We start from the raw sequence: 238 nt of genomic DNA on the forward strand, positions 1-238 counted from the left end.
CGAGGCCATGCCCCTTACGCCAGTCAACGAAGCCAAGCTCAACCCTGCCTTAGGATTGGCGCAAACGGTCGCACTGTGCATGGAGGGCTATTCAGACCGCCCTGCATTGGCTCAACGCTGTATCGAGCGTGTCACCGACCCGGTTAATGGGCGAGTCAGCCAGCGTCTGCTGCAAGACTTCACAACCCTCTCGTACGCTGAACTCTGGAGGCGTGCCAAGGCCTTGGCCAGTCTCTGG

1 protein-coding gene is annotated in these 238 nt (G+C 60.1%); it reads left to right on the forward strand.

The features are described 5' to 3' along the window. Positions 1-238, forward strand: a 238-nt coding sequence (locus SB771_RS36855) for a hypothetical protein (RefSeq protein ID WP_410722267.1), incomplete at both ends; no start/stop codon positions are given.

The sequence above is a fragment of the Burkholderia sp. SIMBA_051 genome (genome assembly GCF_046534915.1).
Classification (GTDB): domain Bacteria; phylum Pseudomonadota; class Gammaproteobacteria; order Burkholderiales; family Burkholderiaceae; genus Burkholderia; species Burkholderia ambifaria.